The following is an 11,953-nucleotide window of genomic DNA, read 5'->3' as shown; positions in this document are numbered from 1 at the left end:
GGACGATCTGAACGGCACGGTGCTGAAGTGACATTGAGATTTCTGAGCGTCGACTACAAGTTCGATTTTCGGGCAGGGATGCGCCACCCCGATTTATGAAAGGTGCTGGCCTGCCCGTTACCCTCACCCCCAGGAGGAGTTATGAAAACAGTACTCACTGGATTTCAGGCATGAACCCCAGGATCACCGACTGGCAGGGCAAGCGCGTCTGGTTGCTCGGCGCTTCGAGTGGCATCGGTGCGGCCTTGGGCCGCTTGCTGCTGGCAAGAGGTGCACGCGTGGCGCTTTCCGCACGCAAGGTGACGCAGCTTGAAGAGGTCGCCGATGGTGCGCGAGAGGCACTGCTGCTGCCCTGCGATGCCGCCGATGAAGCGAGTCTGCGCGCCGCCTGGGATGCCCTGCTGGCAACCTGGGGCGGGGTGGACGTGGCGATCTACCTGGCCGGCGACTACGTGCCGATGCGCGCCTGGGAACTCGACAGCACAACGGCCCGCCGAATGATCGAGGTGAACTTCGTCGGTGCGGTCAGCTTCGCCACCTGTGTCGTGCCGCAACTGCTTGCTCAGGGCGCGGGGCAGATTGCTTTTGTGGCCAGCGTTGCCGGTTATCGCGGTTTGCCTAAATCACTGATCTACGGCCCGACCAAGGCCGCGCTGATCAACTTTGCCGAGGCGCTGTACATTGATCTTGAAGCCAAGGGGATCGGTGTACGAATAATCAATCCGGGTTTTGTCGCCACCCCGCTGACGGCACAAAACGACTTTGCCATGCCGGCTCTGCTGACGCCTGAAGCCGCCGCACAGGCAACGCTGGACGGATTTGCTGGCAATGCTTTCGAGATCGATTATCCGAAGCGCTTCACGCGGGCGATGAAGCTGCTCGCGCACTTGCCGTACCGCTTGTATTTTCCGCTGATACGCCGTCTGACCGGCGCCTGATGGAGTCGAGATGAAACAGTCCAGCCTCGATGCGCTGATCGCTTTTTACGAGAGCCTGCGCCCGGACAGCGTGGCGCACTTTGCCGATTACTACGCCGAAGATGCCTTTTTCAAGGATCCTTTCAACGAGGTGCGCGGCCTGGCCCCGATTCAGCGCATCTTCACTCACATGTTCCTGCAGGTCTCCGAGCCACGCTTTGCGATCAGCGAACGCATTGTCGATGAAAATGGCGCACTGCTGGTATGGGAATTTTACTTCCACCTGCGGCTGTGGGGACGCGACAAAGCACAGGTCATTCGTGGCGTGTCGCACCTCAAGTTCAACGCCGAAGGCAAGGTGAACTGGCACCGCGACTACTGGGACGCGGCCGAAGAACTCTACACCAAGTTGCCGGGCATCGGCTGGTTGATGCGCCGACTGAAAAATGCAATGACGAGGGAATCGACCCGTTGAAACCGGTCAAGCTCTTGAACCCGGGCATTCGTCTATAAAGCTATCTCTTTCACGCACATTAATTTTTTGACGCAACTCACCGGTGGGCATTAGCGGCCTGACCGGCCAAGACGCGATGATTGATGGATTGGGTCGATTTTTCCGATACTTGCAGGACCTTTCCCGCCTTTATTTCAGGATTCTGCTGGTACATGCGTGTAAGGGATACCTAATTCGTCTAATTCAACGCATCACACAGTGCACTCGCGGTGGATGATTCCAGGAAACACGGCGCTGAACCAAAAACGATTGCCTTGCCCACAGAATATGTCCCTCGCGGACGCCCGACGGGCCCAATGTCGCTTGCCATACTCGAACACGACGATTCACTACGCCGTCGCGCAGGCCATCGCCTGAAAACTTCCTCGTTGTCCGTGCTGCGGCGTGTTCGATAGTCTTATCGGTTTTATAAACATAGTGCAACTCATGGGTTTCCCGTTAGTTGATGCAGTACTTGATACGCATAATTACCCAGAAAAGGGTATTGACAGAGGGTTCCAGGGGGGGGAAGCTTATGCTCGTTTGGCATACTCCAGAAAGAGGCGAACATGTCTGGATTGAAGCAGGTGAGCTTGGCACTGGCTACGGCGGGTTGGCTGAGCAACGGCGCGGTGCAGGCGGCGCTGAATGACCGAGGCGGCGGTCTGCTCTACGGTGATGTTCTTAAAGTAACCTGGCTGCAGGACGCCAAATACGCCAAGACCAGCGACTACGATGGTGACGTCAACATGAACTGGAGTGATGCCAAGACGTGTGCCAGCAGCCTGAAAATCTCACGCGTCGCTGGCGAGTCGCTGACCGGTTGGCACTTGGCCGCCATTCGCCAGTGGGCTCTGACTGGAACTACAGTGCCGCATACGATGGCAGCACCGACATTGGCTTAAATATCACAAGTCGGCACAGCGAGCTGAGCTACATGTATTACGTCAACCTGAAGCTGAAGGGAAAGTATTCCACTGTTGGCACGTTCCAGTCTGATTTTGGTGTGTTTGGCGAGGGCACGATCGATGACTATGGCCAGGCGGATGTTGGCCTGGTCAAGAACCTTAGGTCTTTTATTTACTGGTCAGGTACTGCGTATGAGCCCTATCCGTTCAGCAGCGCGTGGTTCTTCGATGCCGCCATAGGCGCCCAGTACGGCCTCGGTGCTGATAGTCAGTTCAATGCCTGGGCGGTTCGCCCCGGCGATGTCGCCGCCTTGGTTCCTGAGCCCGAAACTTACACCATTTTACTGGCGGGTTTGGGTCTGGTAGGCGTGGTACGACGCAGGAAGCAGAAGTCGTCTGACCAACATCCGTGGGCATTGAGTCATTGAGCCATTTACCGCTTCGCCTCACTGGAGGTGTGTTGCTGATCATGTGCCTCCTGGCTAAAAGCGCATACGCGCAAGTCATCGTCCGTAATCAGATAGTCTTCAGCATGTGCTCAAACGCCGGGCGCACTGTCTGGAGTGAATGGCGTATCGGGACAATGAGAAAGTCATCCGGTGTTCCACATGACTTCGGCAATCGCTGACGCCATAATATTTTCAGTCTGACGCAATGCAGTCTATTCCCTGCCGCAATCTTGAGAAGGAGTCCATGATGTCCATTTTTCTCTCCCGCCGCCTGCACCGCCTGTTTTTTCTGCTGGCCGCGTTCGCTGCCTCCTTGCCTGCGGTCCACGGTGCCACGCCAGAGAAACTGCCGGCGCTGAATATCGATATCGGCGAAACCTCGATTTCAGGCCTCTCCTCCGGGGCCTTCGCTTCGGTGCAGTTCCAGGTGGCCTATTCGTCAATCGTCAAGGGCGCGGGCGTTATCGCCGGAGGGCCGTTCTTCTGTAGCCAGGGCAACGTCCTGCGGGCGACCACGCAATGCTCGTGTACGATCGACCCCGCACATAAACTGTGCGGCGTTTCCAAGACCAGTACCGAGTTGCCGATTCTGGTCAGCGAAACCCGCCAGTTTGCCGCCCAGGGGCTGATCGATGACCCCGCCAACCTGACGCGCCAGCGCGTCCTGATCCTCGCCGGCGACAAGGATCAGACGGTGCCGGTGCCGATCGCCGAGCAACTGTCCGACTACTACAGCCTTCTGGCCGTGCCGGAAAAGAACCTCGTCAGCGTGCGCCTGAGCAAGGCCTCGCACACCATGCCGACCCTGGATTACGGCAAGGACTGCGGCGTATCCGAATCACCCTACATCGGCAAGTGCAAGTTTGACGCGGCCAAGGTCATCCTCAACTGGATCTACGGGGATCTGAAAAAGCCGAAACAAGGGCCAGTCAGTGCTCGCCTGGTGCAGTTCGACCAGACCCCCTACGTGCCCGGGAACCGCTTTTCGTGGAGCAGCGGCATGGACAGCACCGGCTGGGCCTACATCCCGGCGGCCTGCGCCAGGGGCGAAGCATGCCGCCTGCATGTCGCCCTGCATGGCTGCAAACAGGGGCAAAACTATCTGCCACTGAGACCGGTGCAGGGCGGTGACCTGTACTACGGCACCACCTTCGTGCGCAATGCCGGTTACAACCGCTGGGCCGAAAGCAACCACATCGTCGTTCTCTACCCGCAGGCGGTCTCCATACCCGACCGCAACCCCAACGGCTGCTGGGACTGGTGGGGCTACACCGACGAGAACTTCGCCACCCGCAAGGGCGTCCAGCTCTCGGCGATTCGCGCCATGGTCGAGCAGATCACTTCAGGCCGGCGATAAATCGCAGGACAAATCAGCCCGCTGCCCTGGCGAGCTGTAGCGATTGATGCTCAGGTCGGCCTGACTGGCGCCGGCACAATCGCGCTATCTCGCCTGCGTGAAGCGGTAATTGTCGGCGGCCAGCGAGTCGGCGACCCAGCCGCCACCGAGCCATTCGGTGGTGTGCTTCGGCCCGGCCGCACCGAGCGCGACGAACAGCGGCAGAAAGTGTTCCGGTGTCGGGTGCGCAAAGCTTGCATGCGGCGTGGCATGCGGCCAGTCGAACAGGGCCTCGCTCTCAACAGCCAGCAGGTGGGTGTGTACCCAGTCACGGAAGGCCTGTGTTTCTTCGGCGTGTGGCTTGCCGCGCATGTATTCGCCCAGATTGTGCGTCAGGTGTCCGGAGGCGACGATCAGGATGTTGTCGTCGGCCAGCGGCGCCAGTGCTGCGCCGAGCGCGTAGTGGTGTCGAGCGCAACGTTCGGGCTGAACCGAGAGTTGCAGCACCGGAATGTCCGCCGCCGGAAACAGCGTACGCAACGGTACCCAGGCGCCGTGATCAAGCCCGCGGCTGGCGTCGATGCCGGCGGCGATACCGGCGTCGCCCAGTTGCTGCTTGATGCGCTGCGCCAGTTCGGGTGCACCGGGTGCCGGGTAGCGCAGTGCATAAAGTTCATCGGGAAAGCCGGCGAAGTCGTGAATCGTCTCGGGCTGCGCGCTGCCGCCGACAATCGGCAGCCGCGTGTTCCAGTGGGCGGAGACGAGCACGATCGCCTCCGGTTTGCTTAGTCGGGTGGAGAGCGTCGTCCACACCTGTGTCAGTTCGTCACCGCCAAGCGCCGTCATCGGCGAGCCGTGCGAGAGAAAGAGAATCGGTTGTTTGGAGTTCATGCTGTGTTACCTATGGTATGGGGACGGCATTTGTTGCCGCCCCCGGCGCTGCATTTACAGGAACATCATGTTTTCGCCGCCTCGGCCGCCAGCGCATCGCTTACGCTGGCGCGGCTTGCAACACGCTCGACAAAGGCGGAGAGAGCCGGCCACTGCTTGATGTCGATCCCAACCCACTGACCCCAGCCCAGCACGGTGAATAGATAGCCGTCGGCGACGGTGAACTGCTGGCCCATCAGAAACTCGTTATTCGCCAGATGGCCGGCGAGGTAATCCAGGCGATTGGACAGATTGCTCAGCGCGATCGATTTGTATTCGGCGGGTGTCGCCGGGTTGAACAGCGGGCTGAAACCCTTGTGCACTTCCGAATTGATGAATCCCAGCCATTCCTGCAACTGGTAGCGTTCCAGCGTCCCGGCCCTGGGCGCGAGACCGGATTCGGGCTTGAGATCAGCGATGTATTGAACGATGGCCGGGCCTTCGGTCAGGCGAACGCCGTTATCAAGTTCAAGAACCGGGACGTAGCCTTTCGGGTTGATCGTGCTGAAATCGCTGCCATCGGCGGCGAGCACATGCTTCTTGATATCGACGCGAACGAGTTCGACATCGATGCCGGCTTCGCGCAGGGCGATATGCGGCGAAAACGAACAGGTTCCGGGGGCGAAGTAGAGTTTCATTTTGCAGCTCCTTGAGGTGGACGGGTGAAACGCAAGACATAACCAGAAACACAAAGGCTGGTAAGGGTGATCCCGCGTTGCATTGCACTGTAAATGTCCCGCTATCAAGAGTAAACACATATACAATTGAATCTGTGTTGCAAAAATCGGGATAATAAATTGGACAAATTCGAAGCCATGCGTGTTTTCTGCTCGGTGATCGAGGCCGGTGGTTTTGCCGCCGCCGCCGAGCAGACCGGCCTCTCCACCTCTGCCGTGTCGCGCCATGTGGCGCAGCTCGAAGCGCATCTCAACGTGCGCTTGCTCAACCGCACGACGCGACGGATGAGCCCGACCGACGCCGGCTTTGCCTACTTTGAGCGGTGCACGCAATTGCTCGCCGATCTCGAAGAAACCGAGGCCAGTGTTTCCGGCGAAGCGCGTCACCCACGCGGCCGCCTGCGACTGACGGCGCCCATCGCGCTCTCGGTACTGCGCCTGGCGCCGGCCTTTGCCGCATTTTCCAAGGCCTACCCGGAAATCGCGCTCGATATCGTGCTCTCCGATAACGTCGCCGATTTCACCGAAGAAGGCCTTGACTTGGCGATTCGTGTCGGGCGGGTAGGGAGTGAAAATGTCGTGGCCAGGCATATCGGAGAAACGGCACTGCTGATTGCCGCCGCGCCGGCTTACCTGGCACGCGCCGGGACACCGCTGACGCCGGACGATCTGCCCCGGCACACCTGTTTTACCTACGCGTTTTCAGCGACAGGCAGCCACTGGGAGTTTGTCGATCACAAGGGCGAAGCGCTCAGCATCCGCGTCGGTGGCTCGATCAAGGCCAACAACGGCATGTTCCTCGCCGAAATGGCGGTGGCCGGCAGCGGCATCGTTTACGCCCCGTGTTTCATCCTGCTGCCCTTGATCGAGCGCGGCCTGCTGGTACGCCTGTTGCCGGACTGGGAAACCCGGCGCCTGCCTATCCATGCGGTCTATCCGACGCGCCGGCATCTCTCGGCCAAGGTACAGGCGATGACCGGCTTTCTCGGCGAATGGTTTGAAAAGCAGCCAGATCAGGCGCTTTGACCGGCCGGCCCAACAACTTGTGCTGCAAGAATCGCAATCGGGGTTGATATTTGCATTAGAGTCAGCCGTGTGTAATGCAAGTATGCTCTGATACTGAATGACAAATGGGAGCGTTGCTCAGGGAGTCTGAATGCGCCTTCAGGGCGTTGAAAATAGGAAATGTCTCTGAACATCCCTTTGGATCTCTTTGGATCGACGCCTCCCCGCTGATCGGCGAACTGCGTTTTGCCAATGGCGAGGTGATGACTTATGCGGATATTCTGGCGCAGCCACATTGCCGCCGAATCAGTCCAATTGTTCGAGAAGCACAAAACAACCAATTTTTGAGGTCGCCGCATGAAACATCTAATCATTTCGGTTGCTACTGCCATGGCAATTTCTGGTTGTGCCACGCCGAGCCAGATGTCGGCCGATGTGGAAGTCACGCGCTTATGCGCCATCGACGGAGGAATCAAGGTGTACGAGACGGTGAAGTTGCCGGCGGAAAGGTTCGACAAATGGGGGAATGTTCATATTCCGCCCAAAGATAAAGCGTCCGATTTGGGTGAGTTTTATTTTGAGCGTGACCAGATCAATTTAGTTGTTGGTGATCCGCATGTAATTAGGACTATCCACAAAATCATCAGGCGAAGCGACGGAAAGGTCTTAGGCACATCGACTAGATATGGTCGTGGTGGCGGAGATATTCCTGGACCATGGTATCCATCATCTTTCATGTGCCCAGAAGTTTCAAAAGACAAACCTAGCCTTGAATCATTAATTTTCGTTAAGGGGGAAGCAAAATGATTACAGTTCCCACAATGGGGACTAAAACCGTGGGGACTAAAACCGGGACAGACCACAATTGTTTTCCTGAAAAATGTAACCGCCCCGTAACGCGCATCGGATGGCGACCTCTAAGCCGATTGACTCAGTTGCCGCATGAACCTTGCCTCCCACCCATGGATGCCCCGAAACGTCCGTCCTGCTTGCCTTGCAGGCCGATTATGCATCGACGCTGCCCTTGTAACTAAAGGATCAGCATCGAAACTGATCATCCTTGGTGAATCCCTCTGCAAAGTTGCAGGCGATGACCGGCTTTTTCGCCGAATGGTTTGAAAAGCAGATCGAGCAGGCGCTTTGATGACCGGCTGGCGCCGAAATTCAATGCCAGTGATGATCGTGGTCCGAATCTCAATCGTGCTCATAGCCATGATGACGGCCCTTATCATGGCCATGCCGGTAGTGGTGCTCCCAGTTGCCTCCATAGCGCTGGTAATACACCGGGGGAGAGTAGACGACCCTCGGTTGAGCATAGTAATAGACGGGCTCGGGCGCGTAATAGACACGTTGAGGTGGGTAATAGACGGGTTGGGGTGGGTAATACGCTTGGGGGGCGTAATAGCCAGCCCCTCCCCGATAGTCACTGGCGATGGCGACGCCGGCAGCGGCACCCAGCGCACCGCCGACTATGGCTCCGTTGCGCCCGCCGACCGATTGGCCAACCAGGGCACCGGTGCCGCCGCCAAGCAGGCCGCCGAGAACCGGATTTTGTGCCTGCGCGGAGCCGCTTGCCATGCAGGTCGTCAGCAGACCGGCGGCGATCACAACGAAACGGCGAATGCTTTGCTTCATGTTTTTTCCTTGATGTTTGAGTGTGTCCGAAAGGACCTTTGCCGCCTGTGGGACTCAGTTGGTATGGACGGCTATCTGAGACGGATAACGTGAGCGGTCGCGTTTCGCCGACCTCGCTTACAAAGTCTTACAGAATCGCTGCAGCGCTGTTCGCAAGCCGACTGCGCTGCAGATTCAAAGAGCGTGTCGCGGCTTCAATCTCGTCGGACAAATTCTGCATTGCCCGCTAAACTGGCGCAGCCGGCAACAAGTGCAAATCCCTTGTTCCTTACCCGCTTGCTTGTTCTTCAAATTCATTCAGGAAAAAACCATGGAAGACCGCTCGGAATGTCTGCGCATTACCCGCTTGATTGTTGATGCCATGCAGGTATCGACTGACCCGGTGACGGCTGCGGGTGCCGGACACCTTGCGTCGCTCGAACTGGAGAGTCCAGCCCAGGCCATTCACCTGGCGCGCTGTGTGGCGGCATTTACGACGGATGACGGACTGGCCAACGAGATGGCCGAAATTGTCGGTGAGTCACCCAAGTTTCTGATCGGCAAGGTTCTGACAGTGCACTACGCCCCCGAACAGCGCACCGGCGAGCATGCCGATCTTGAAAAACGCATCTGGACGCTGGTCTATGCGGGGCGCCGCGAACGTGCGCGGGTGCTGCAAACATTGACCCGGCGTTGTGTGATCTAGCTTCGCTGCGTAGCGTAAGGCAAGCAGGATGAGCACAGTCTGCATGCAAGCCCTGGAACCGGCCTTTGCCCAGGCGGCGGCTGGATGGGCCGAACGGCTGCAATTACGGATGGATGGCGACGCCGAGTTTGCCCTGCAGGTGGGTCGTCAAGGCCTGCAGTTCGTTGAACTGGGTCGGGGCGCAGCGGGGCCGGTCCGGGTCGACTTTGTCGACGGGGTGGTCGCACATCGGCGGCTGTTTGGTGGCGGCAACGGGCAGATGATCGCCAGGGCCGTCGGCATCCAGCCGGGAGTCCGCCCGCTGCTGGTCGATGCCACGGCAGGGCTGGGGCGCGATGCCTTCGTGCTGGCCAGGCTGGGTTGTGCGGTGACCCTGATCGAGCGCCAGCCGCTGATTGCGGCCCTGCTTGAAGACGGCTTGCAGCGAGCGCTGGCGGATCCCGAAGTGGGGCCGATTGTGGCGCAGATGCGTCTGCTCTGCGGCAACGCCATCGATTTGCTGGGTGCGTGGGACGGTGAGCCGCCGCAGGTCATCTACCTCGATCCGATGTTTCCGCCGCGCGATAAAAGCGCTCTGGTGAAGAAGGAAATGCGCCTGTTTCGCCCGCTGGCGGGATCAGACGACGATGCACCGGCCCTGCTTGCCGCGGCGCTGACGCTGGCCACGCACCGGGTAGTCGTCAAGCGGCCGCGCAAGGCGCCGGTCATTGCCGGCGAGCCGCCCGGCTATGCGCTGGAAGGCAAATCGAGTCGCTTCGACATTTACCCGAAAAAGTCGTTGAAGGCGAAAGGGTAAAAGCAGGCAAGGTCAAAGGCGAACCACCAGGACACCAGGTTACACCAGGAAAAACAGAACCGAGACCTTGAATTTCATGGTGCTTTCTCTGGTGATTTGGTGGTTCACTTTGGATACGATTGATTTACGGCTACGAGGTGCTCGCCGTTGCGTGCCAGAGACGCAGTTTTTCGAGTGAAACCCGGTCCGCTTCTGCCAGCACCATGCGCGCGCCATCGAAGTTCTCCTTGCTGGTGTAATCGCTGACCGTGATCACGGTCGGGATGCCTGCCGCCAGGCTGGCCGCCAGGCCATACTGGGAGTCTTCCACGGCCAGGCAATCGCGTGGCGGCAGATCGAGCTGCTTCAATGCCCACTGGTAAATTTCGGGCGAGGGCTTTTTGGCCGCCGCAACGTTGCCTGAGGCAATGACATCGAACCAGGTATCGACATTCGGGCCGAGATTGGCGCGCAACAGGGCGACAACGTTATCCAGCTTCGAGCTGGAGGCGATGGCCAGCCGTACCCCCTCGGTTCGCGCATCGCAGATCAGTTGGCCGATGTCGGCACGCAAGGGGATGGCTCCGGCGGCCAGTAGCCGCTGGTAATTGCGCGCCGAAATTTCATGTACGCGGTGCATCAGTTCTTCGAAATCGGGTCGCGCCAGCAGCGCCGGGTCGAAATGTTCGGCATAGTGGCGCAGCCTTTCCATGCCACCGCCGGTGACCAGCAAGGTGCCGTAGAAGGCCTCGTCCCAGTGCCAGGGCAGCCCCACCTCGGCAAAGGCCGCATTGAACGCCGGGCGATGGCCGTCACGCTCGGTATTGGCAAGGGTGCCATCGACGTCAAAGATGAGTGCGCGCAGGGCCATGATCAGTCACCACCGGACAACAAGTGCCAAGCCTAGCCGACTTTTTTGACTTGAGGGAAAAATCGGCGGAATATTTTTCGCACAACCACAACACGGGTTCTGCTTGGCGTGAGACGGTGCTACAGTGCAAACCTTGGTGGGGCTGGCGGCAAGCGGCCGAATATCATTTAGCCACAGTGACTGGAGGCTGAACGCACATGATACCGACGAATATCGGCGCCCATGACTATTTTCACAAGGTCGTGGATTGTCAGTGGGCGTGTCCGGCGCATACCCCCGTTCCCGAGTACATCCGCCTGATTGCTGGCGGGCGCTACTCGGATGCCTACATGATCAACTGGCGTTCCAATGTTTTTCCGGGAATTCTCGGGCGCGTCTGCGATCGCCCTTGCGAGCCGGCCTGTCGCCGTGGCCGGCTGGACCAGGAACCGGTGGCCATCTGCCGGCTGAAGCGGGTCGCCGCCGATCTCAAGGACGACATCCAGGATCGCCTGCCAAAGCGGCCCGGCAAAATGAACGGCAAGCGCATCGCCTGCGTCGGTGCCGGTCCGGCTTCGCTGACCGTGGCCCGCGATCTGGCGGTGATCGGCTACCGGATGACCGTATTTGACAGCGGCGCCTTTCCCGGCGGCATGATGCGCAGTCAGATTCCCAAATTCCGTCTGCCCGACAACGTCATCGATGAAGAGTGCGGCTATATCCTGAATCTTGGCGTCGAAGCCCGCTATAACCATTGGGTCAATAGCCTGCGCGACTTGCTTGCCGAGGACTGGGACGCCGTTTTCGTCGGCACCGGCGCACCCCGCGGGCGCGACGCCGAGCTTCCCGGTCGCCAGGAGGCCGCAGCACATATCCATATCGGTATCGACTGGCTGGCCAATGTCGCCTTCGGACACACCAGCCGCATCTCTCCGCGGGTCATCGTTCTCGGCGGCGGCAACACGGCGATGGATTGTTGCCGCTCGGCACGCCGGCTGGGCGGAGAGGATGTCAAGGTCGTGGTGCGTAGCGGCTTCGAGGAAATGAAGGCCTCGCCGTGGGAAAAGGAGGACGCCATTCATGAAGATATTCCGATCATCAACATGCATGTGCCGAAGGAGTTCGTCCATGACAAAGGAAAACTGAATGGCGTCCTCTTCGAGCGGGTGCGCGCCGAGTACGACGCCAAGGGAAAACGCAGCCTGATTCCTACCGGCGAGCCGGATGTATTCATGGAATGCGACGAAGTGCTGGTGGCCATCGGCCAGGAAAACGCCTTCCCCTGGATCGAGA

14 protein-coding genes are annotated in these 11,953 nt (G+C 59.1%); 10 read left to right on the top strand and 4 right to left on the bottom strand.

The annotated features are described in order from the left end of the window. The first annotated feature begins 170 nt into the window (after positions 1-170). The 5 genes from JNM42_RS11715 (at position 171) to JNM42_RS11695 (ending at position 4,124) form a co-directional block, all read left to right on the top strand. Positions 171-938, top strand: coding sequence for an SDR family NAD(P)-dependent oxidoreductase (locus JNM42_RS11715; RefSeq protein ID WP_294269845.1), 768 nt, complete (start codon positions 171-173; stop codon positions 936-938). Positions 939-948: 10 nt separating this feature from the next. Beyond that, positions 949-1,392 carry a nuclear transport factor 2 family protein gene (locus JNM42_RS11710; RefSeq protein ID WP_294269842.1) on the top strand — a complete coding sequence of 148 codons (444 nt, stop codon included), beginning with the start codon at positions 949-951 and terminating at the stop codon, positions 1,390-1,392. A 587-nt stretch (positions 1,393-1,979) separates the two neighbouring features. Further along, positions 1,980-2,315 carry a hypothetical protein gene (locus JNM42_RS11705; RefSeq protein ID WP_294269840.1) on the top strand — a complete coding sequence of 112 codons (336 nt, stop codon included), beginning with the start codon at positions 1,980-1,982 and terminating at the stop codon, positions 2,313-2,315. Positions 2,316-2,347: 32 nt separating this feature from the next. Further along, positions 2,348-2,746 (top strand): PEP-CTERM sorting domain-containing protein, encoded by a 399-nt coding sequence (locus tag JNM42_RS11700; RefSeq protein ID WP_294269837.1) that lies wholly within the window; start codon positions 2,348-2,350, stop codon positions 2,744-2,746. 265 nt (positions 2,747-3,011) lie between these two features. Next, the gene (locus tag JNM42_RS11695) at positions 3,012-4,124 is read left to right on the top strand and encodes a poly(3-hydroxybutyrate) depolymerase (RefSeq protein WP_294269834.1); all 1,113 of its coding nucleotides are present in this window, start codon (positions 3,012-3,014) and stop codon (positions 4,122-4,124) included. 84 nt (positions 4,125-4,208) lie between these two features. On the opposite strand, the gene JNM42_RS11690 is transcribed toward JNM42_RS11695, so the two are convergent. Both JNM42_RS11690 and gstA read right to left on the bottom strand, forming a co-directional pair. After that, a complete protein-coding gene (locus JNM42_RS11690) occupies positions 4,209-4,994 on the bottom strand; it encodes a class III extradiol ring-cleavage dioxygenase (protein ID WP_294269831.1) in 786 nt (261 codons plus the stop codon). 65 nt (positions 4,995-5,059) lie between these two features. Further along, on the bottom strand, positions 5,060-5,671 hold the full coding sequence (gene gstA, locus JNM42_RS11685; RefSeq protein WP_294269828.1) for a glutathione transferase GstA: 612 nt from the start codon (positions 5,669-5,671) through the stop codon (positions 5,060-5,062). 159 nt (positions 5,672-5,830) lie between these two features. On the opposite strand from gstA, the gene JNM42_RS11680 reads away from it, so the two are divergent. Together JNM42_RS11680 and JNM42_RS11675 are read left to right on the top strand one after the other, a co-directional pair. Continuing rightward, positions 5,831-6,736: a LysR substrate-binding domain-containing protein gene (locus tag JNM42_RS11680; protein WP_294269823.1), complete on the top strand. Its 906-nt coding sequence runs from the start codon at positions 5,831-5,833 to the stop codon at positions 6,734-6,736. Positions 6,737-7,072: 336 nt separating this feature from the next. Continuing rightward, positions 7,073-7,522 carry a hypothetical protein gene (locus tag JNM42_RS11675; RefSeq protein WP_294269820.1) on the top strand — a complete coding sequence of 150 codons (450 nt, stop codon included), beginning with the start codon at positions 7,073-7,075 and terminating at the stop codon, positions 7,520-7,522. Between the two features lie 387 nt (positions 7,523-7,909). On the opposite strand, the gene JNM42_RS11670 is transcribed toward JNM42_RS11675, so the two are convergent. Further along, the gene (locus JNM42_RS11670; protein ID WP_294269818.1) at positions 7,910-8,350 is read right to left on the bottom strand and encodes a hypothetical protein; all 441 of its coding nucleotides are present in this window, start codon (positions 8,348-8,350) and stop codon (positions 7,910-7,912) included. A 310-nt stretch (positions 8,351-8,660) separates the two neighbouring features. On the opposite strand from JNM42_RS11670, the gene JNM42_RS11665 reads away from it, so the two are divergent. Together JNM42_RS11665 and JNM42_RS11660 are read left to right on the top strand one after the other, a co-directional pair. After that, positions 8,661-9,035: a hypothetical protein gene (locus JNM42_RS11665; protein ID WP_294269815.1), complete on the top strand. Its 375-nt coding sequence runs from the start codon at positions 8,661-8,663 to the stop codon at positions 9,033-9,035. Positions 9,036-9,063: 28 nt separating this feature from the next. Next, positions 9,064-9,831 carry a class I SAM-dependent methyltransferase gene (locus JNM42_RS11660; protein WP_294269812.1) on the top strand — a complete coding sequence of 256 codons (768 nt, stop codon included), beginning with the start codon at positions 9,064-9,066 and terminating at the stop codon, positions 9,829-9,831. A 130-nt stretch (positions 9,832-9,961) separates the two neighbouring features. Here JNM42_RS11660 and JNM42_RS11655 read toward each other — a convergent pair whose 3' ends face one another. Continuing rightward, complete coding sequence (locus tag JNM42_RS11655; protein WP_294269809.1) at positions 9,962-10,681, bottom strand: HAD-IA family hydrolase; 720 nt, start codon at positions 10,679-10,681, stop codon at positions 9,962-9,964. A gap of 197 nt (positions 10,682-10,878) precedes the next feature. Here JNM42_RS11655 and JNM42_RS11650 point away from each other — a divergent pair. Beyond that, positions 10,879-11,953, top strand: a 1,075-nt coding sequence (locus JNM42_RS11650; protein ID WP_294269806.1) for an FAD-dependent oxidoreductase, incomplete at its 3' end; no start/stop codon positions are given.

The organism is Propionivibrio sp. (assembly GCF_016790145.1).
Taxonomy (GTDB): domain Bacteria; phylum Pseudomonadota; class Gammaproteobacteria; order Burkholderiales; family Rhodocyclaceae; genus Propionivibrio.
The sequence above is the reverse complement of the archived record's forward strand: the minus strand, read 5'-3'. Positions and strand labels throughout refer to the sequence as shown.